At 74.0% G+C, this 19,404-nt stretch carries 13 protein-coding genes; 10 read left to right on the plus strand and 3 right to left on the minus strand.

Annotated features, from left to right (window positions below; all coding sequences use genetic code 11):
- Window positions 1–218: 218 nt before the first annotated feature.
- The 7 genes from LO772_RS08995 (at window position 219) to LO772_RS09025 (ending at window position 10,903) form a co-directional block, all read left to right on the plus strand.
- A complete protein-coding gene (locus LO772_RS08995; RefSeq protein ID WP_231777862.1) occupies window positions 219–1,337 on the plus strand; it encodes a S1C family serine protease in 1,119 nt (372 codons plus the stop codon).
- Between the two features lie 139 nt (window positions 1,338–1,476).
- Window positions 1,477–2,214, plus strand: a complete 738-nt coding sequence (locus tag LO772_RS09000) for a response regulator transcription factor (protein ID WP_231777863.1) — start codon at window positions 1,477–1,479, stop codon at window positions 2,212–2,214.
- Window positions 2,214–3,638, plus strand: a complete 1,425-nt coding sequence (locus LO772_RS09005) for a HAMP domain-containing sensor histidine kinase (protein WP_231777864.1) — start codon at window positions 2,214–2,216, stop codon at window positions 3,636–3,638. The genes LO772_RS09000 and LO772_RS09005 overlap by 1 nt, the downstream gene beginning before the upstream one ends.
- A gap of 129 nt (window positions 3,639–3,767) precedes the next feature.
- Window positions 3,768–5,162: a hypothetical protein gene (locus LO772_RS09010; protein ID WP_231777865.1), complete on the plus strand. Its 1,395-nt coding sequence runs from the start codon at window positions 3,768–3,770 to the stop codon at window positions 5,160–5,162.
- Window positions 5,163–5,171: 9 nt separating this feature from the next.
- A complete protein-coding gene (locus tag LO772_RS09015) occupies window positions 5,172–6,533 on the plus strand; it encodes an ABC transporter substrate-binding protein (RefSeq protein WP_231777866.1) in 1,362 nt (453 codons plus the stop codon).
- Between the two features lie 699 nt (window positions 6,534–7,232).
- Window positions 7,233–8,597: a bifunctional glycosyltransferase family 2/GtrA family protein gene (locus tag LO772_RS09020; RefSeq protein WP_231777867.1), complete on the plus strand. Its 1,365-nt coding sequence runs from the start codon at window positions 7,233–7,235 to the stop codon at window positions 8,595–8,597.
- On the plus strand, window positions 8,594–10,903 hold the full coding sequence (locus tag LO772_RS09025) for an ArnT family glycosyltransferase (RefSeq protein ID WP_231777868.1): 2,310 nt from the start codon (window positions 8,594–8,596) through the stop codon (window positions 10,901–10,903). Before LO772_RS09020 ends, LO772_RS09025 begins: the two co-directional genes overlap by 4 nt.
- 485 nt (window positions 10,904–11,388) lie before the next feature.
- Here the strand turns inward: LO772_RS09025 and fahA are convergent, their stop codons facing one another.
- The 3 genes from fahA to LO772_RS09040 are packed head-to-tail and all read right to left on the minus strand — an operon-like array spanning window position 11,389 to window position 14,626.
- Entirely contained in the window at window positions 11,389–12,612 is a 1,224-nt protein-coding gene (fahA, locus tag LO772_RS09030; RefSeq protein ID WP_231777869.1) for a fumarylacetoacetase, read from the minus strand.
- Window positions 12,609–13,406, minus strand: coding sequence for a hypothetical protein (locus tag LO772_RS09035; protein ID WP_231777870.1), 798 nt, complete (start codon window positions 13,404–13,406; stop codon window positions 12,609–12,611). The genes fahA and LO772_RS09035 overlap by 4 nt, the downstream gene beginning before the upstream one ends.
- The gene (locus LO772_RS09040; protein WP_231777871.1) at window positions 13,403–14,626 is read right to left on the minus strand and encodes a homogentisate 1,2-dioxygenase; all 1,224 of its coding nucleotides are present in this window, start codon (window positions 14,624–14,626) and stop codon (window positions 13,403–13,405) included. The genes LO772_RS09035 and LO772_RS09040 overlap by 4 nt, the downstream gene beginning before the upstream one ends.
- A gap of 312 nt (window positions 14,627–14,938) precedes the next feature.
- On the opposite strand from LO772_RS09040, the gene LO772_RS09045 reads away from it, so the two are divergent.
- The 3 genes from LO772_RS09045 to LO772_RS09055 all read left to right on the plus strand — a co-directional run bounded on the left by LO772_RS09045 (window position 14,939) and on the right by LO772_RS09055 (window position 19,167).
- A complete protein-coding gene (locus LO772_RS09045) occupies window positions 14,939–17,149 on the plus strand; it encodes an MMPL family transporter (RefSeq protein WP_231777872.1) in 2,211 nt (736 codons plus the stop codon).
- Window positions 17,150–17,260: 111 nt separating this feature from the next.
- Window positions 17,261–18,490 carry a sensor histidine kinase gene (locus tag LO772_RS09050; RefSeq protein WP_231777873.1) on the plus strand — a complete coding sequence of 410 codons (1,230 nt, stop codon included), beginning with the start codon at window positions 17,261–17,263 and terminating at the stop codon, window positions 18,488–18,490.
- Window positions 18,487–19,167, plus strand: coding sequence for a response regulator transcription factor (locus LO772_RS09055; protein ID WP_231777874.1), 681 nt, complete (start codon window positions 18,487–18,489; stop codon window positions 19,165–19,167). The genes LO772_RS09050 and LO772_RS09055 overlap by 4 nt, the downstream gene beginning before the upstream one ends.
- The last annotated feature ends 237 nt before the right edge of the window (window positions 19,168–19,404 follow it).

Genomic DNA, 19,404 nt, shown 5'->3' on the forward strand with positions numbered 1-19,404 from the left:
CGGTCGGCTGTCGGGCGGATCCGGGCGGGCCCGGATGATCCGGTCCGATTTAGCCACCGGGCCCGATGGGGGTCAAGGGTGAGCGGCCCCATTTCCCCGCGAAGCCGGGACGGAATGCCGGGCGCGGGCCGCCGTCCCGAGGCCCGCGGACCCATATTGAGCCGACACTTCATACGCCGCTCAGCCGATTCTCAGAATCCGGGCGGAAGCTCGACGCCATGGACACCACACCCCGAAACCCTGGTCAGGAATGGGACGCGGACGCCTCCGGGACGCCCGGGAGTTCCGGGGCCGGTGGGCCTCACGGGGCACCGCCGGCCGCCGCGGCGCACGTACCGCCCGCGCCGCCCGCGCCGCCCGCGTACGAGCCCTCCCCGCCCGACGACGGCGCGTACGCGAGCACCCCGCCCGGAGCGGCGACCGCGTTCGCCGCTCCCCCGGCCCCCGCGGGCCACGCCCACCCCGGGAGGGCCAAGCGGCGCGGCATCGCCCTCGTCGTCGCGGCGGCACTCGGCGCGGGCCTGGTCGGCGGCGCCGCGGGCGGCCTCATCGGCACGGCCGTCGACGACAAGCCCGCCGCCGTGTCGGTCACCGGCGACTCCGGCGCGGCGCCCGTGCAGTCGGTGGCGGACCAGAGCCTCACCGGCGTCTCGGCCGTCGCCAAGGCCGTACTGCCCAGCGTCGTCGAGATCAGCGTGCAGACCCGGCGCGGCAGCGCCACCGGCTCGGGAGTGATCCTGAGCGCGGACGGCAGGATCCTCACCAACGCGCACGTCGTCGCGGACTCCTCCGGCGGCACGATCACCGTCACGTTCTCCGACGGCGGCACCGCGACCGCCACCGTGGTCGGCTCCGACACCGCGAGCGACCTCGCCGTCATCCAGGCCGCGAACGTCAGCGGCCTCCAGCCCGCCGCCCTCGGCGACTCCGACACCGTCGCGGTCGGTGACGGCGTCGTGGCCATCGGCTCACCGGAAGGCCTCACCGGAACCGTCACGTCCGGCATCGTCAGCGCCCTCGACCGCGAGGTGGAGGTGCCGACCTCGGACGGGAACCAGGGCACCTCCCCCTTCGGGTCGCCCTACGGATCGGCCGCGAGCACGCCGCGCACGACCAAGTACCAGGCCATCCAGACCGACGCGTCGATCAACCCCGGCAATTCCGGCGGCCCGCTGCTCGACATGAACGGGCGGGTCATCGGGATCAACTCGGCGAACTACTCGCCGTCGTCCGGCTCGCTCGACAGCTCCGGCGGCAGCGTCGGGCTCGGCTTCGCCATCCCCATCAACCAGGTCAAGACGCTGCTGACCGACTTGGAGTCCGGCACGTCGGCGTGACAGCGTCGGCGACGGCGTGCACGATCGCCAACGGCCCCCGCACCCGAAGACCGCCGCGGTCTTCCCGACCGGCCGCGCCCCACCGGGACACCCGCGCGGTGTCCGGGCCGGGTCCCGCGGCGAGGAGAGCAGCACCGAGATGAGCAGCACCGTCCCCGGGTCCTCCCCGGCGCGCGTCCTCGTCGTCGACGACGAGCCCGCCGTCCGCGAGGCGCTGGAGAGCAGCCTGCGCTACGAAGGCCACACCGTCCTCCTCGCCGCGGACGGCCTGGCCGCGCTGGAGGCGGTGGAGCGCGAGGAGCCCGACCTGGTGATCCTCGACGTCCTGATGCCCCGCATGGACGGCCTCACGGCCGCCCGGCGGCTGCGCTCGCGGGGGTCGACCGTGCCGATCCTGATGCTGACCGCGCGGGACGCCGTCGGGGACCGGGTCACCGGGCTCGACGCGGGCGCCGACGACTACCTGGTCAAGCCGTTCGAGCTGGACGAACTCTTCGCCCGGGTACGCGCGTTGCTGCGCCGCAGCTCGATGGCCTCGGGCGGGGCGGGCGCCCCCGAGGACGAAGGGGTCCTGGAGTTCGCGGACCTGCGCATGGACACGCGGGCGCGCGAGGTCACGCGCGGCGGGACGCCGATCGAGCTGACCCGCACCGAGTACACGCTGCTGGAACTGCTGATGTCGCACCCGCGGCAGGTCCTGACGCGGGAACAGATCCTGCACAACGTCTGGGGCTTCGACTTCGAGCCGTCGTCGAACTCGCTCGACGTGTACGTGATGTACCTGCGCCGCAAGACCGAGGCCGGCGGTCGCCCGCGCGTCGTGCACACCGTGCGCGGCGTGGGGTACGTCCTGCGGGCCCCGGAAGGAACCCCGTGATGCGGCGGCTTCCGCTGCGGGCACGGCTGGCGCTGATGACGGCGGTCGCGGTGGCCGTGGCGGTGGCCGCCGCGTCGACGGCGTGCTGGTTCCTGACGAGGCAGCAGTTGATGTCGCAGATGGATCAGACGCTGCGGGAGTCGGACACCGGGCAGTTCGCCGTCCACCTCTTCGACAACGGCACCTGCGAATTCGCGAGCGGCCTGGGCGGGCCGGTCCCGGAGGTCTTCCGGCGGGGCCTGGAGTCCTTCCAGGTCGTGCTGCCCAACGGCAACACCTGCACGGCGATGGGCGACGTCGCGTACCCCACGACCGCGGCCGACATCGAGGTCGCCCAGGGCACACGCAGGGACACGATCCACACCGTCACCGCGGACGACGGCACGCGCATGCGTGTCATCACGCGGCGCCCCCCGAGGCCGCCGAACGCCCCGGGCCCGAAGGAGTTCGCCGTCTCCATCGCCCGCCCCCTCACCGAGATCGACGACTCCCTCGACAACCTCGCGCTGCTCCTCCTCGCCGTCTCGGGCGTCGGCATCCTCGGCGCCGCCACCACCGGCGTCCTCGTGGCCCGTTCCGCCCTCAAGCCCGTCGACCGGTTCACCGACGTCGTCGAACACATCGCCCGCACCGAGGACTTGGACCTCTCCCTCCCCGTGGAGGGCAAGGACGAGATCGCCCGGCTGTCCCGCTCGTTCAACGCCATGACCGGGGCGCTCAAGGCGTCCCGCGAGCGGCAGACGGCGCTGATCGCCGACGCGGGGCACGAGTTGCGGACGCCCTTGACCAGTCTGCGGACCAACACCGACCTACTGCTGATGAGCGAGGAGCAGGGGCGTCCCCTGCCGGACACCGACAAGCAGCGGCTGTTGCGCAACGTCCGCGCGCAACTGCGGGAGCTGTCGGGGCTCGTGGGCAACCTGCTCGACCTGGCGCGGCCCGATCCCGCGCGCAACGCCCCGGTGCGCGGCGTGGTCCCGTGGCACACCGTGGTCGAACACGCAGTCGAACGCGCGAAGTTGCGCGGCCAGGACGTCGCCTTCGCGGTGCACCTGGAGCCGTGGCACGTGCGCGGCGACGACCAGGAACTCGAACGGGCCGTCCTCAACCTCCTCGACAACGCGGTCAAGTTCGGCCCGCCCGACGGCACGATCGACGTGGTGCTCCACGAAGGGGAGTTGACGGTCCGCGACCACGGGCCCGGCATCGACCCGGCCGACGCGCCCCACGTGTTCGACCGGTTCTGGCGGTCGGCGAGCGCCCGCGCGCTGCCCGGTTCGGGCCTCGGTCTGGCGATCGTCGCCCGGACCGTGCACGAGAGCGGCGGCACGGTCGGGCTCGAACCCGCCCCGGGCGGCGGCACGTTGGCCCGCGTACGCCTGCCGGGCACGCGCAACGCACCGGGCGCACCCACACCGCCGTAGCGGAGGCGCGATCACCCTGCGGAGCCACCACATAACACGGGCGGAAAGAGGGAGTCAACGGGTACTACCGTGTGGAAACCGCACGGTCGCTTACCTAGAGTGGGGCGCCTGCTGAGGGGAGTGCGCTCCATGACACCTCGCACCACCGGCACGCCCGCGCCCGCCGGTACGCCCGCGGCGGCGGTGCCAACGACGGCCGCTCCGGCAGCGGCCGACCCGAAGACCGCCGCCAAGGCCGCCGGGAAAGCTCCGCGCACGACCCCCTACCGCGTCCGGCTTCTGGCGGTGTTCCTCGTGGTGACGGCCGTGCTCACGGCCGCGATGTCGTGGCTGCGCGTGGACCGGGCCGGCGCCGAGACGGACGCGTTGCGGGACCGCCACCTCCCCGCGGTGGTGGCCCTCGACCAGGTCGCCGAGGCGCTGACCGAGGCCGACCGGGCGGCGGCCCGCGCGCTGGTCTCCGGGGCGTTTCCGTTGACCGGGCCCGGCACCGACTACCAGGAAGCGGTCAAGATCGCCGGGCAGGCGCTCGCCGACGCACGCGAACGCCTCGGCGGCGTACGCTCGGCGCAGCCGGAACTGCGGGCCGTGGACGGCCTGATCATCGAGTACGCCGGCCTGGTCGGCGTCGCGCAGTCCGGCGGCGAAGGGCCCCTCGCGGTCGCCGGGATCGTGTACGCGTCCGACCTGTTGCACGCCGAGAACACCGGAATCCTGGCCCGGCTGGGCGAGTTGCGCGACGCCGAGCTGGCCGCGCTCCGCGACGGCCGGGACGGCTTCTGGACCTCGGCCGCCGCGACGGTGCCGTTCCGGATCTGCGCGGGCGCGGTGTTCCTCGTGCTCGTCGTCGGGATGTGGTACCTGCGGCGCAGGTTCCACCGGCACGTCAACCCGTTCCTCGTGGTGGCGATGGCGGCGCTGCTCGCGCTGGTGGTCTGGGACAGCGTCAACGCGTCGCGCACCCAGCACCGGGTGGACGAGGCGGCCGGCGCGGGCGCGACCCGGGTCACCGAGCTGTGGCAGGCGCGCACCGACGTGCACCGCGTCGTCGGCGCCGAATCGCTCGCCCTCGTCACGCGGGGCCTCGGCCAGGACCACCGGGCGGACGCGGATGCGGCACTGCGCGAACTCGCGGCGTCCCAGGCCGTGTTGGCGTCCGTGTCGGTACCGGGCGGCGACGTGGTCGGCGACATCGCCGCGATGCGGGACACCGTCGCCGCGCTGCGCGCCCAGGGTTTCGGCCCGCAACCCGCGACCGACGCGGACCAGACCCCGCAAAACCCCGCGACCGTCCGGCTGTTGCTCGGCAGCGACGGCAACGCGCTCACGGGTCTCGCGGTCCGGGCCGACACCGCGTTCACGACGGCCGCCGCCGAGGCGCGGCAGGACACCGAGCACAAGCTCGCCGAAGCCGGGTCGGACCAGGGGCTGGGCATCGCGGTGCCGCTGCTGGGCCTGGCGATGGTGCTTCCGGGCGCGTGGGGATTCTGGCTCAGGTACCGCGAATACTGGTCGGGGGGCTGAGGCGTGGCGGTGGATCGGCTGAGGCGGTCGAGGGCGCGCGCGGCGCGGCGCGTCGTCGCGTTCGGTCTCGCGGCGGTGCTGGCGGCGACGGGTCTCGTCGCGTGCTCCGGCGGCGGCGAGGACCGGGTCGTGACCGTGCTGGGCTCGTGGACCGGCGCCGAGGAGGACGCGTTCGACAAGGTCGTCGCGCCGTTCGAGCGCGACACCGGCATCCACGTGCGGTACGAGGGCACCCGTGACGTCGACGCGGTGCTCGCCGCCCGGGTGGACGCCGACAACCCGCCCGACCTCGCGGCGCTCTCGTCGCCCGGCGACCTGATCACGTACGCCCGGACGGGCCGCCTCAAGCCGCTCGACGCGGTGCCCGGCATCGCCGACAACGACAAGGCGTACGCGGCCGATTGGGCGCGGCTCGGCGAGGTCGACGGCGTGCGCGTCGCGGTCGTGGTCAAGGCCGCCCTCAAGAGCCTGGTCTGGTACAACCCGAAGACGCTGGCCGCGCACAACCTCCAGCCGCCCGAGTCGTGGACGCAACTCACCGCCGCCGCACGGGGGTTGGCGTCCGCCGGGATCACGCCGTGGTGCATCGGGCTGGCGTCCAGCTCGACGTCCGGATGGCCGGGGACGGACTGGATCGAGGACATCGTGCTGTCCCGCTACGGGCCCGCCGTCTACGACCAGTGGACCAACGGCGAACTGGCGTGGAACGACCCGCGGATCCGCACCGCGTGGCAGACGTGGGGCGAACTCCTCGCCGCCGGACGCACGGACGTCCCGGCAACCGCCGCACCCGCGACCACCGGCCCCGGCAACGCGATGTCGGCACTGCTCACCGGCTACGACAAGGCGGGCGCGGGCCTGTTCGGCACGCCGCCGGGCTGCGGGCTGGAACACCAGGCGTCGTTCGCCGCGAACTGGTACCGGGACGCGGCGCAACCCCGGGTCCCGGGAGCGGACTTCGACTTCACCGCGTTCCCCGCGTACGCCGAGCCCGGCGCCGGGCCGCGCGCGGAGGCCCCCGCGCGGGAGGTCGGCGGCGACGTCATGGCGATGTTCGACGACACGCCGGAGGCACGGCAGTTGATCACCTACCTCGCGGGCGCCGACGCGCAGACCCTGTGGGTGGAGGCGGGTTCGCTCAGCGCCAACCGCAACGTCCCGCTCACCGCCTACGCGGCCGACCCGGTGACCCAGAAGATCGGCCGCTCGCTGGCCGAGGCCGACGTGATCCGCTTCGACGCCTCCGACCGCATGCCGGGCCCGATGCGCGGCGCCTTCCACCGCGCGATCCTGGCCTTCACCGCGAACCCAACCAACCTCGACGCCATCCTCGCCGACCTCGAACAAACCCGCCTCGCGGCGTACACGTAGCGCGAGCGCACGGGAACCGGAGCGACGGAAGGCGAACGCGAGCGCGGCGGTGGCAGCGCGGCGGGCGACGCGGCAACGCAGGCGCGGCGGTACGCGGCACGGAAGCCCGCAAGCACGGCAGTCACAGCCCGGCGCGGAAAGCGGCGACGCGGGCTCGACGGTGACAGCGCGGCGGGCGACGTGCGGCGGGCGGCGGGCGACGTGCGACGGGCGGCGGGCGACGGGCGACGTGCGGCGGGCGGCGGGCGGCGGGCGGCGGGCGGCGTGGCAACGCAGGCGCGGCGGCCCGCGGCACGGAAGCCCGCAAGCGCGGCAGTCACAGCCCGACGCGGAAAGACGGCAGCGCGGGCTCGGCGGTGACAGCGCGGCGGGCGGCGTGGCAACGCAGGCGCGGCGGGGCACAGCGCGGAAGCCCGCGGGCGCCGCGGTGGCAGCGCGGCGACGGCCCGGGAGGTGGCGACGTGCGTGGGGCTCGGCACGGGGTGCGGCGCGGCGCGGTGGGGAGGGCGCGCGGCGCGCGGGGGCCGGCGGGGCGGGCGCGGCGGCGTGTGGGGTGGGAAGGGGCGGCGGGCGGGGGCCGTGTCGGGGGTGGGGGTGGGGTGGGGTCGCTTCGGGTTGTCGGAGTGGTGAGGTGGTTTCTCATCCGTCGTTAAGAAGCGGCTCAGGCACCTCCCAGTCGCGGCGCCGAGCGTGGCCCGCATGAGCCACACGACAGCTTCCACGACGGCACCGGCCGCCGGTGCCCCCGCAGCCGAGCCACCCGAGGCCGCGCCGCCGATCCGCCGCCGGCAGCGCCTGGTCGACGTGGTCGTGCCGGTCTACAACGAGCAGCACGTGCTGGAGCAGAGCATCCGGCGGCTGCACGACTACCTGCTCGCCGAATTCCCGTACGCCTTCCGCATCACCGTCGCCGACAACGCCAGCGTCGACGACACCTGGGACGTCGCGACGCGGCTGGTCCGGGAGTTGCCGCACGTACGGGCGGTGCACCTGGACCTGAAGGGCCGGGGGCGGGCGCTGCGCAAGGTCTGGGCGGAGAGCGACGCGGACGTGGTCGCCTACATGGACGTCGACCTGTCGACCGACCTGGACGCGTTCCTGCCCTTGGTGGCCCCGCTGTTGAGCGGGCACAGCGATGTGGCGATCGGCTCGCGGCTGTCGCGCGGGTCGGCCGTGGTCCGGGGCCCCAAAAGGGAGTTCGTATCCCGCACCTACAACCTGCTGCTGCGTACGACACTTGCCGCGCGGTTCTCGGACGCCCAGTGCGGTTTCAAGGCGGTGCGCACCGAGATCGCGCAGGCGCTGCTGCCGCTCGTCGAGGACGAGGCGTGGTTCTTCGACACCGAACTCCTGTTGCTGGCCCAGCGGTCGGGGCTGCGCATCCACGAGGTCCCGGTCGACTGGATCGACGACCCCGACAGCCGGGTGGACGTCGTACGCACCGCGCTCGACGACCTGCGCGGCATGGCCCGGGTGGGCCGGCGCATCATGGGCGGGACGTTCCGCGTGCCGGTGTCGGCGCGCACGAGCGCGTCGCATCTGCCGACCGGAATGCGCCACCAGCTCCCGCGGTTCGCCGCCGTCGGCGTGCTGAGCACGCTCGCGTTCATCCTGCTCTACGCCCTGCTGCGCGGCGCGATGCCGGCGCTGGTCGCCAACGCGCTCGCGCTGCTGGTCACCGCGGTCGCCAACACCGCCGCGAACCGCCGCTTCACGTTCGGGGTCCGCGGGCGCTCCGACGCGATCCGGCACCAGGCCCAAGGCGGACTCGCCTTCGTGATCGGCCTGTTGGTGACCAGTCTCGCCCTCGGAGCGCTGCACATGACCGCTCCCGGCGCGTCGCGGGCGGTCGAACTCACGGTGCTGGTCGCGGCGAACGCGCTGGCGACCCTCGTCCGTTTCCTGATGCTGCGCGTGTGGGTGTTCCGTACCGCGCCCTCGTCGGGCGGGGAAGACGAAAGCCCGTCCCCTGAAGGCGAGTTCGCCGCCGTCGCAACGACGTCGCCGAGCGCCGGCCCGACCCCCGACTCCGACTCCGACTCCCCCACCGAGGTCTCCTCATGACCACGATCCATCCCGAAGCCACGGTCACCGCACCGGGGTTGACGCGCTCGCGGGCCCTCCGGGGCCGAGCGGCCCGGTTCGTCCGAGGCCGGGAGGCCGACCCCCGGTGGGTGCGGCCGTCAGTGCTGGGCCTGCTCGTCGTGACGACGTTCCTGTACACGTGGACGCTGAGCGAGTCCGGTTGGGCGAACTCCTTCTACGCGGCGGCCGTTCAGGCGGGCAGCGAGAGCTGGAAGGCGATGTTCTTCGGTTCGTCGGACGCGGCGAACTTCATCACCGTCGACAAGCCGCCCGCCTCGCTGTGGGTGATGTCGCTGTCGGCCCGCGTGTTCGGCATGAACGCGTGGAGCATGCTCGTTCCGCAGGCGCTGGAGGGCGTCGCGTCGGTCGGGCTGCTGTATCTGACGGTGCGTCGCCGCTTCAGCCCGGCGGCCGGCCTGGTCGCCGGGGCGGTCATGGCGCTCACGCCGGTCGCGGCGATGATGTTCCGCTTCAACAACCCCGACTCGCTGCTCGTGCTGCTCATGGTGGCGGCGGCGTACGCGGTGCTGCGGGCGCAGGAGACGGCGTCGACGAAGTGGCTGGTGTGGGCGGGGGTGTTCCTCGGCTTCGGGTTTCTGACGAAGATGCTCCAGGCGTTCGTCGTCATTCCGGCGTTCGCCCTGACGTACCTGCTGTTCGCGCCGACGGGATGGTGGCGCCGGACGTGGCAGTTGCTGGCCTCCGGTGCGGCGCTGGTCGCCGCCGCGGGCTGGTGGATCCTCGCCGTCGAGCTGTGGCCCGCCTCGTCGCGCCCGTACATCGGCGGGTCGCAGCACAACTCCATCCTCGAACTCACCCTCGGCTACAACGGTTTGGGGCGTCTCAACGGCGACGAGACCGGCAGTGTCGGCGGCGGCATCCGCGTCTTCGAGGGGGCGAACGGCCAAGGGGTGCCCGAGGGCATGGGCGCGGGCGCGCCTCCCGGCGGCGGTGGCGGCTGGGGCGAAACGGGATGGGACCGGTTGTTCAACCCCGAGAACGGCGGCCAGATTTCGTGGCTGATCCCCGCCGCGCTGCTCATGCTGGCGGCCGGCCTGTGGGTGACCCGCCGCCGCAAGCGCGTCGACGGACAGCGCGCGGCGTTCGTGCTGTGGGGTGGCTGGCTGCTGACCACGCTGGTGGTGTTCAGCTACATGAAGGGCATCTTCCACGCGTACTACAACGTCGCGCTGGCACCGGCGATCGGTGCGCTGGTCGGTATGGGCGGCGTGCTTCTGTGGGAGAAGCGGCGCTCGTGGAAGGCGGTGGCGGCACTCGCCGTGGCGGTGGGCGTGTCGGCGTGGTGGGCGTACCGGCTTCTCGACCGTACGCCCGACTGGCACCCGTGGCTCAAGTGGTTCGTGGTGGTCGCGGGCGCGCTCGGCGTGCTCGCCCTCCTGGCGACGCTCCGGTTCGCGGGCCGCGTGGTGGCCGTCGCGGCGGGCGGCCTGACGCTGGCGGCGGTGCTGGCGGCACCCGCCGCGTACACCGCGGAGACGGTCACGACGCCGCACACCGGGTCGATTCCGACCGCCGGGCCGGGCGGCATGGGCATGGGACGGGGCGGGCCGCGCATGTTCAACGCCGGGAACGGTATGTACGGCACGGTCGTGGGCCCGGGCATGGTGATCTTCGGCAACGGCCCGGGGCAGGGAGCGGACGGCCAGGGGAACGGCCAGGGCACGCAGGACGGGCAGACCGGCGGCACGCAGGGCGGTCAGGGTGGTCAGGGCGGCCAGCCGGGCGGCCGACAGGACGGGCAGCAGGGCGGGCCCGGCCAAGGCGGGCAGGGCAACGCCCCGCAGGGCCAGGGCGGAACCCCGCCGAACGGCGGCGCCCCGGGTCGGAACGGCGGCCAGGGCGGCGGTCAGGGCGGCCCCGGCGGCGGCAACGGCGGCCCGGGCGGACTCCTGAACGGCAGCAGCCCGGGCAAGGAGGTCACGAGCCTGATCAAGAAAGACTCATCCGAATACACATGGGTCGCCGCCGCGATCGGCTCCAACAGCGCCTCGGGCTACCAACTCGCCACCGGCAAACCGGTGATGGCCATCGGCGGCTTCAACGGCTCCGACCCCGCGCCGTCGTTGGCGGACTTCCGCAAGATGGTCGCCGACGGGAAGATCCACTACTTCATCGGCAGCGGGATGGGCATGGGCGGTGCCCAGATGGGCGGCAGCGGCGTCTCGCAGGAGATCAGCACCTGGGTCACCGAGAACTTCACCGCGCGGACCGTCGACGGCACGACCCTGTACGACCTGACGCAGCCCACGACGGCGGCGAACTGACGTACGCCCCCGGGCCGAGGCCCGGCGACCGGGAAACCGGCCAGCGGAGGACCGGATGACCGCGCGGCCGGGTCACAGAGTGGCCGCGCGGCCGGGGGCCGGGTAGCCGGGTGGCTGGTGGCCGGGTGCCCGGGGGCCGGGGGCCCGGTAGCCGGGGGCCGGGAGGCCGGGAGGCCGGGTAGCCGGGTAGCCGGGTAGCCGGGTAGCCGGGTAGCCGGGTAGCCGGGTAGCCGGAGGCACCGTGACCACCGGCCGGGTGACCGGGCCCGGGTGACCGGGAACCGCATGACCACGTGGTCACGGGCCGGGTGGCCGCGTGTCCACCGGGCCGGACGGCACGCGGCCCGGTGCGGCGTGACCGGGCGGCCGAGTCACCGGCGGCCAAGCCACCGCGTCACCCACGACCGGCCGTCGAGGGAACCGCCCCGGTCGCCGGGGAGGAACAGCGCCGTCCTGGCGCGCTGTTCCTCCCCGGCCTCGTGCTGTCACCCCCGGGTGGGTACGACGCGGCCGGTGACCTCGCCGAGGCCGACGCGGGTGCCGTCCGGGCCGGGGGCGGACGCGGTGATGGCGACCTCGTCGCCGTCTTCGAGGAACGTCCGCAACGATCCGTCCGGGAGTTCGATCATGTCCCGGCCGTTCCAGGTGAGTTCGAGCAGGCACCCGCGCTGGTCCGCGCGCGGCCCGCTGACCGTGCCCGACGCGTACAGGTCGCCGGTGCGCAGCGACGCCCCGTTGACCGTCATGTGCGCGAGTTGCTGCGCCGCGGTCCAGTACATGGTCCGGAACGGCGGCCGGGAGATGGTGTGGTGGTTGAGCGCGACCTCGATCTCCAGGTCCAGGGCGCCGGGTTCGGCCTTGCGGTCGTCCAGGTACGGCAGGGGGTCGACGTCGCGGGCGGGCGGGTCCACCCACGCGTGGGCGAGCGCGTCGAGCGGTACGACCCACGGCGAGACCGAGGTCGCGAACGACTTGGCCAGGAAGGGTCCGAGCGGCACGGTCTCCCACGCCTGGATGTCGCGGGCCGACCAGTCGTTGACCAGACAGACGCCGAAGACGTGGTCGCGGAAGGCGCCGAGCGGCACGGGGTCGCCGAACCGCGTTCCGGTGCCCACGACGAAGCCAACTTCGGCCTCGATGTCGAGGCGCAGGCACGGGCCGTACGCCGGCAACGACTCGCCGGGCACCAGGCGTTGCCCGGACGGCCTGACGATATCGGTGCCGGAGACGACGACCGTTCCGGAGCGCCCGTGGTAACCGATGGGCAGGTGCTTCCAGTTCGGCGGCAGCGGGGGTCCGCCCGGGCGGAAGATGCTGCCCACGTTGCCCGCGTGGTGTTCGGACGAGTAGAAGTCGACGTAGTCCCCCACCTCGAACGGCAGGTGGAGGCGGGCGTTCCGGCGCGGGATCAGGCGGGGTCGGACGATGTCGCGGTAGTCGGGGTCGGTCAGCCACGCGGTGATCTCGGCGCGCACCGTCGTCCACACCGAACGGCCCGCCGCCATCAGGGGGTTGAGGTTCGGTGCGTCGAGCAGCACGGCGTGGTCGGAGCGCGTGGCCTGGGCGACCGGGCTGACGTCGAGGACGTGGTCGCCGATCGCGACGCCGATGCGCCGGGCGGGGTCCTCGGTGGTGGTGAGAATCCCGTACGGGAGGTTGTGGATACCGAAGGGGTGGTCGGCCGGGGCGGGCGGCCAGGGGGCGGTCACGCGTGCTGCTCCTTGGGGTTCGTGGGACGCACGGGGTGCGTGGGAGGGACGATGAGGCCGAGGCCGATCAGGTCCATCAGCGGCTCGGCGATGCCGCAGCTGCCGAACGCGGTGAACAGCGACCGCGCCTCGGGCTCCTGCGGCAGCATGCCGAGCACGTCGAGGAAGCCGTGGTGGGCGAAGCCGGTGTCGGGGTCGACGTACGCCTTGGCGTGGTGCAGGCCCGCGGTCAGCTTGAACGGCAGGCGGCGGCGTGCGCAGCCGTCGACGAAGGCGGCGAGTCGCGCGGCGGTCGGGAACGCGTCGGATGTGGTCCCGCCGGTACGGAACTTCGCCCGGTGCCGGGTGGAGGCGATCAGGTCCAGGTCGGCGTCGAGCCGTTCCCCGCCGGGGACTTCGACGGCTCCGGCGACGTCTTCCGGAACGTGCTCGTGGAAGGCGGCGACGATCTCGCGGGGCTCCCCGGCCGCTTCGACGCCGGCGAGGACGAGCCCCGGCGTGCCGATCACGCCGCGCACCGCGGGCCCGACCGCGCCGGGGCCGCCCGCGGCCACCACGATGACGTGCAACGGGCTTGTGCTGTCCGCGAGTTCGGGGAGTTCGGCGAGTTCGGCGAGTTCGGCGAGATGCGCCGATCCGACGACGAAGGGCCCGACGAGGTCGGCGTACCAGGCCGCGCGGTGCGCCCGGTGTGCCGCGACGGCGTCCCGCAGCGATAGGCAGCCCGGCGGGAACACCGAGGCGTCGTCCACGAGGTGACGGAACAGCCGGGGGACGACTCCGGGTTCGCTCATCGCCCCGCCCCCGCGTCCCCGGTCGTGTCCGGTCCGCGCCCCGCCCACGTCCAGGCATAGCCGGGGTCCTCCGCCGCGAGGCCCCCTTCGCCCAGTTCCAGCGGCCGGAACGTGTCGACCATGACGGCGAGTTCGTCGAAGAAGTCGATGCCGATGCTGCGTTCGTACGCTCCCGGCTGCGGGCCGTGCGCGTGGCCGCCGGGGTGCAGCGAGATCGACCCCTGGCCGATGCCGGAGCCCTTGCGGGCCTCGTAGTCGCCGCCGCAGTAGAACATGACTTCGTCGGAGTCGACGTTCGCGTGGTAGTAGGGCACGGGGATCGCCAGCGGGTGGTAGTCGACCTTGCGGGGCACGAAGTTGCAGATGACGAAGTTGCGCCCCTCGAACACCTGGTGGGCGGGCGGGGGCTGGTGGATCCGGCCGGTCAGCGGCTCGAAGTCGGCGATGTTGAACACGTACGGGTACAGGCAGCCGTCCCAGCCGACCGCGTCGAACGGGTGGCGGGGGTACGTGTAGCGCGTCCCGACCGGCCCGCGCGGGCCCCGGTGCTTGACGAGCACGTCCACGTCCTCGCCCTCGACCGTCAGCGGCTCCTCGGGGCCGCGCAGGTCGCGTTCGCAGTACGGCGCGTGCTCCAAGAGCTGGCCGTACTTCGACAGGTAGCGGGCGACGGGGGCGATGTGGCTGTCGGCCTCGATGCAGTACGCGCGCAGCGGCGCGTCCCCGGACGGCAGCCAGCGGTGCGTCGTCGCGCGCGGCAGGACCACGTAGTCGCCCTGCCCGACCGGCAGCGCCCCGAACACGGTTTCGACCACGCCCGTGCCGGACTCGACGTAGACGCATTCGTCGCCGATCGCGTTGCGGTACAACTCGCTCGGCGCACCGGCGGCGACGTACGAGATGCGCACGTCGCCGTTGCCCAGCACGAGCCGCCGCCCCGTGACCACGTCGGCGGCCCGCCAGTCCTCGCCCGTGAACAGCCCGTGCAGCCTCAGATGCCGGGGCTTGAGCGGATGATTCGGCGTCGTCGCCGGATCCGGCGGCTCCCACACCTCCGCCGCGGCGATCGCGGACGGCAGATACCGGTGGTACAGCAGCGACGAGTCCGACGAGAACCCCTCCTCCCCCATCAACTCCTCGTAGTACAGCCCCCCTTCGGCATTCCGATGCTGCGTGTGCCGCTTGGGCGGCACGGCCCCCAGGCGCCGGTAGTAGGCCATGGCTCACCTTCGTCTCGGTCACATCCGCGCCGCACGGCGACGGGATCCCGCACACGGGCCGCCCGCCGGCGCGCTCCCCGCACGAACCCGACCCGCAACACGGTCGCGAACCCCCTTCCCGTGCCCGAACCGATCCATTCGGCACACAAAGGGCCGCCGCCCGCCCGGTCCGGTCACGGCCCGCCTACCGCGATTTCAGTAGGGCGTCATGCGGTCGCGGTAGGACGCACTGCCCGTAACCGCACGACGACCGGCGGGGCCTTCACGCGTGAGCCTGGTGAGGTCATCGCTAGTGGAGTGGGAGACCCTGTCGTGGCGACTTTTCTTTATCGGCTCGGATGCGGGGCTTTTCGGCGGCGCGGGTGGGTCGTGCTGGTGTGGTTGGGGGTGCTCGCCGCGGTGCTGGTGGGGGCCTCGGGGGCGTCGGGGCCCTCCGACGAGGAGTTCTCGATGCCGGGGATCGAGTCGCAGAAGGCGTTCGATCTGCTGGAGGAGCGTTTCCCCGGGGCCGCCGCGGACGGCGCCACCGCCCGGGTCGTCTTCGTCGCCCCGGACGGCGGCACGGTGACGTCGGACGGCCCGCGCGAGGCCGTCGAGAACGCCGTGGGCTCGCTCCGCGGCGGGCCGCAAGTCGCCGGTGTCACCGACCCGTTCGCGTCCGACGCGGTCAGCGCCGACGAGACGACGGCGTACGCGACGGTCACCTACACGGTGGAGTCCGCCGACGTCACCGACGCCGACCGGGCGGCGGTGGACGACGCCGCGGACCGGGCGCGCGCGGCCGGTCTGACGGTGGAGACCGGCGGCTCGGCGATGGACGGCGACGGCGGGCCCGGCGGGGTCGCGGAGGCCGTCGGCCTCGCGGCGGCGGCCGTCGTCCTGCTGGTCACGTTCGGTTCCCTGGCCGCGGCCGGCCTGCCGCTGCTGACCGCGGTCGTCGGCGTCGCCGTGAGCCTGCTCGGGATCATCCTGCTGGCGGGCCCGCTGGGGCTGTCCGCGGACACCCTCACCCTCGGCATGATGCTGGGCCTCGCGGTGGGCATCGACTACGCGCTGTTCGTGGTGTCCCGCTACCGCGAGGAGCGCGGGCGCGGCCGGGCGCCGCACGACGCGGCCGGGATGGCCGTCGGCACCGCCGGGTCGGCGGTCGTGTTCGCCGGGGTCACCGTCGTGATCGCGCTGGCGGGCCTGTCGGTGGTCGGGATCCCGACGCTGACGCGGATGGGCCTGGCCGCGGCGGGTGCGGTGGCGGTCGCGGTGCTGGTCGCGCTGACGGTCGTCCCGGCGCTGCTCGGCTTCTGGCCCGACGCGGTGCTCGCCCGCCGGGCCCGCACGGCCGGGCCGCGCGGCGGCACCGCGGTCGGCGGGCGGGGCAACCTGGGGACGCGCTGGGCGCGCTTCGTCCTGCGCCGCCCGGTCGCCGTACTGGTCCTGGGTGTGCTGGGCCTGGGCGCGCTGGCGCTGCCGACGGCGTCGCTGCGGCTGGGCATGCCGGGCGACGAGGCGAAGTCGACCGCGACGACCGAGCGGCGGGCGTACGACGCGCTGGCCGAGGGCTTCGGGCCCGGCTTCAACGGCCCGCTGACCATCGTCGTGGACGCGCGCGGCGCGGCCGACCCGCGAGGCGCGGTGCGTACGGTCGGCGACCGGATCGGCGGCACCGACGGCATCGTGTCGGTCTCGGAGGCCGACTTCAACGAGGCCGGCGACACCGCGGTGTTCCGGGCCACCCCGTCGACCGGCCCCACGGACGAGAAGACCAAGGACTTGGTGGAGAGGATCCGCCGCGAGCGCCCGGCCGTCGAGGAGCGGGCGTCCGCGACGTTCGAGGTCACCGGGACGACCGCGCTCAACATCGACATCGCGGCGAAGGTGCAGTCCGCGCTGGTGCCGTACCTGGCCGTGGTGGGCGGCTTCGCGGTGGTGCTGCTGCTCGTGGTGTTCCGGTCCGTCCTGGTCCCGGTCAAGGCCGCCCTGGGCTTCGTGCTGTCGGTGCTGGCCGCGCTCGGCGTACTCGTGCTGGTCTTCCAACAGGGCCATGCCGCGGGCCTGTTCGGGGTGGAGCAGACCGGGCCGATCATGAGCCTGATGCCGATCTTCATGATGGGCATCGTCTTCGGGCTGGCGATGGACTACGAGGTCTTCCTCGTCTCGCGCGTACGGGAGGCGTACACCCACGGGGAGAGCGCCGAGCAGGCCGTCGTGTCCGGGTTCCGGCACAGCGCGCGAGTGGTGACGGCCGCCGCGCTGATCATGGTCGCGGTGTTCTCCGGCTTCATCGGCGAGGAAGGGTCGCTGATCAAGATGCTCGGGTTCGGCCTGGCCGCCGCGGTGCTCTTCGACGCGTTCGTGGTCCGCATGGCGATCGTCCCCGCCGTGCTGGCGCTGCTCGGCGACCGCGCGTGGCGGCTTCCGGCGTGGCTCGACCGCGTCCTGCCCCGCGTCGACGTGGAGGGCGAGGCACTCGCCCGGCACGGCGGCCGGGCCCCGGAACCGGACGGTCCGGTCACGGCGCACGTGTGACCCGTCCCGCGGCCCGGACCGCCCGAGGGACCCCCTCGGGCGGTCCGCGCGTCCGCCCGCGCCCCCATCGGCCACCATGGACCCCGGCCCTATCCTCCCGCGGAGAGCACGATGACCGGCAACCTCGAACGGTACGCGGAACCGCACGCACGGACCGCGGACCGGGTGACGACGACGGCGGTGTGCGTCTGCGCGCTCTTCGGGACGCAGATCAGCACCTCCGAATCCACGCCCCCGAGCGCGCTGTGGCCGGTGTGGATCCTCGCCGCGTCCAGCGCGTCCCTGCTGGTGTCCCGCCGCCGACCGCGCGTCGCGCTCGCGGTCACCGCGGGCGCGGCGGCCCTGCTGACCGGCCTCGGCTACCTGCCCAGCCCCTTGCTGCTGGCCCCGGTCATGGCCGCGCTGTACTGGCTGGCCGCGCTCACCGACTCGCGGACCACCAACGTCCTCGCGTCGGTGACCCTGGTGGTCCTGGTGGCCACGTCGCTCGCGGGCGAATCGCTCGGCGACGACTTCATCCTGCGGACCCTGGGGACGGGCCTGTGGCTGCTGCTGCCGCTCTCGCTCGGCGGAATGAGCCGCTTCCGGCGCGCGTACCTCGAATCCGTCCAGGCCCGCGCCGCGCACGCCGAACGCACCCGCGAGGAGGAGGCCCGGCTCCGCGTCGCCGAGGAGCGCATGCGGATCGCCCGCGAACTCCACGACGCCGTCGCCCACCACATGGCCGTCGCCCACGCCCAGGCCGGCACCGCCGCGCACCTCGCCGACACACAACCCGAGCAGACCCGCAGAATCCTCGCCGACCTGGTCGGCACCACGACCTCCGCGCTGCTGGAACTGCGTGCCACAGTAGGCGTGTTGCGCCAGACCGCCGACCCGGGCGCGGACCCGCCGGAACCCGCTCCGGGCCTCGACCGCCTGCCCGAACTCGTCGCGGCGTGCGCGTCCGCCGGGCTGACGGTCGCGGTCGCCACCGAGGGGGACGCGCGACCCCTGTCGCCGGGAGTGGACCTGACCGCGTACCGGATCATCCAGGAGGCCCTGACCAATGCCACCAAGCACGCGGCCGACCACGCGGCGCGGGTCAGGCTCCGCTACGACGACGCCGGCCTGCGCATCACCGTCACCAACGACGGCGGGGCGGACGCCGGGACCGTCGCGGCGATGCCGGGCGGCGGGTACGGGCTGATGGGCATGCGCGAGCGCGCCCACGCCATCGGCGGCGACCTGCGGGCCGGCCCCCGGCCCGGCGGCGGGTTCGAGGTCGCCGCCGCACTCCCCTTCCAGCCCCGGAGCCCGGCGGACGCGCCGGCCGGAGACCGACCCGAGGAAGCCCGTTGACGATCCGTGTCCTGCTCGCCGACGACCAGGCCCTGCTGCGCGGCACGTTCCGCCTGCTGATCGACTCCTGCGACGACATGGAGGTCGTCGGCGAGGCCGCCGACGGCGCGCAGGCGGTGGAACTCGCCCGCGCCGAACGCCCCGACGTCGTCCTCATGGACATCCGCATGCCCGGCACCGACGGGCTCGCCGCGACCGCCGCGATGTGCGAGGACCCCGCGCTCGCGGGCACGCGCGTACTGATCCTGACGATGTTCGAGACCGAGGAGTACGTCGCCCGGGCGCTGCGGGTGGGCGCGAGCGGGTTCCTCGGCAAGTACGTCACCACGGACGCGCTGCTGGACGGCATCCGCACGGTCGCCGCGGGCGAGGCGCTGCTGTCGCCGGGCGCGACCCGGGCCCTGATCACCCGCTTCCTCACCACCCCCGCCTCGGGCCCGCCCCTCACCCCGGCCGAACGCCTGGCCGACCTGACGCCCCGCGAACAGGAAGTGACCGTGCTGGCCGCCCTCGGCAAGTCCAACGCCGACATCGCCGCGGAACTGGTGGTGAGCGTCCTGACGGTCCGCACCCACATCCAGCGCGCGATGACGAAACTCGGCGCCCGCGACCGCGCCCAACTCGTCGTGATCGCCTACCAGAACGGCCTGGTCCGCGCGGAACCCCCGACCGCGTGACGGCGGCGGTGTGACGCGCGGGGAGTCGCGGGAGGGCGGGCGCGGGGGAAGCTGCGGCGGCCCCACCGGGCGATGCGCCGGCGCCGAGGGGCACGCGGGTGGTCGCCGGGCGGATTGCGGAGACACGACCGGGCCGACGGTGAGCGGGAGCGGGCGCGCACGACCGGGCGATGCGCCCCGGGCGCCGGCCGGCCAGCGGGGGCGGGCGGGCCCACCCGTCGAAACCGCGCGGAGACC

The organism is Yinghuangia sp. ASG 101, from assembly GCF_021165735.1.
Classification (GTDB): domain Bacteria; phylum Actinomycetota; class Actinomycetes; order Streptomycetales; family Streptomycetaceae; genus Yinghuangia.

Excerpts from the sequence above, each read along its gene's own strand:
- LO772_RS08995 (WP_231777862.1), top strand. The coding sequence starts at position 219 with ATGGACACCACACCCCGAAACCCTGGTCAGGAATGGGACGCGGACGCC.
- LO772_RS09000 (WP_231777863.1), top strand. The coding sequence starts at position 1,477 with ATGAGCAGCACCGTCCCCGGGTCCTCCCCGGCGCGCGTCCTCGTCGTC.
- LO772_RS09005 (WP_231777864.1), top strand. The coding sequence starts at position 2,214 with ATGCGGCGGCTTCCGCTGCGGGCACGGCTGGCGCTGATGACGGCGGTC.
- LO772_RS09010 (WP_231777865.1), top strand. The coding sequence starts at position 3,768 with ATGACACCTCGCACCACCGGCACGCCCGCGCCCGCCGGTACGCCCGCG.
- LO772_RS09020 (WP_231777867.1), top strand. The coding sequence starts at position 7,233 with ATGAGCCACACGACAGCTTCCACGACGGCACCGGCCGCCGGTGCCCCC.
- LO772_RS09025 (WP_231777868.1), top strand. The coding sequence starts at position 8,594 with ATGACCACGATCCATCCCGAAGCCACGGTCACCGCACCGGGGTTGACG.
- LO772_RS09035 (WP_231777870.1), bottom strand. The coding sequence starts at position 13,406 with ATGAGCGAACCCGGAGTCGTCCCCCGGCTGTTCCGTCACCTCGTGGAC.
- LO772_RS09040 (WP_231777871.1), bottom strand. The coding sequence starts at position 14,626 with ATGGCCTACTACCGGCGCCTGGGGGCCGTGCCGCCCAAGCGGCACACG.
- LO772_RS09050 (WP_231777873.1), top strand. The coding sequence starts at position 17,261 with ATGACCGGCAACCTCGAACGGTACGCGGAACCGCACGCACGGACCGCG.